This is a genomic window from Rhodopirellula maiorica SM1, assembly GCF_000346295.1.
GTDB classification, from domain to species: Bacteria; Planctomycetota; Planctomycetia; order Pirellulales; family Pirellulaceae; genus Novipirellula; species Novipirellula maiorica.
In genome coordinates, this window is record NZ_ANOG01000608.1 from 1 (window position 1) to 754 (window position 754).

Genomic DNA, 754 nt, shown 5'->3' on the forward strand with positions numbered 1-754 from the left:
TATTACGAGTGCGACGGCCCTTCCGGAGATGTCGCGTTATTACGAGCACGACGGCCCTTCCGGGGATGTCGCGTTATTGCGAGTACGATGGCCCTTCGGGGCCGTCGCGCCCTGAAACTCATCCGCTGATGCCTTAGGATGGTGGAGCAAATCGAGACTCAATTTTCAAATTTCAAATTATGCCTCACCGACACCACAACCTCGCTCACCGGATCGCAGCTCATTCTGCGCCTGCGATGTTCTGGATTTCGCTGGTATTTTTGGTTTGCCAATCGGTTCTCGTAGTGCTGTGGGTCGATGTACCTAATTTAGAGGAAACGCTGGTTCGCGATCCGGTCACCGACGAAACGGTGATTGCGTACACGTTGCCGCCGATTAGCCGTACCGAGGTGGCGGCGATCGCGGTGATGTTGTTGATTTGGCCGATCGTGATCGCCGAATCGATTTACCATTGGTACACCCGACCCTGGGACACCGAGCACCGCTGGACCCATTTCTATTCGCTGATGTTCTGCGTGTGTCCGTCATTGCGAATGTGTGCACGCAGTGTCGAGATGGGCAACCGCATTTGGCTACCGACAATGGGATGGCGTACGGCGGATGCTCGATTGCGACGGCGACTGGAGCGGTACTTTAGTCTGCCCATGATTTGGATCGCCTTATTGATCATGCCGGTGTTGTTGATTGAATTGCTGCTGAAGAACCAAGTCGCGCAGTACGGATGGCTTCGATTTGCGTTGCACTTCAGCACCGG

General features: G+C 54.8%; 1 pseudogene. It reads left to right on the top strand.

The window, feature by feature from the left end:
* Positions 1-179: 179 nt before the first annotated feature.
* Positions 180-754 (top strand): annotated as a pseudogene (locus RMSM_RS19400) (potassium channel protein); the annotation flags it as partial.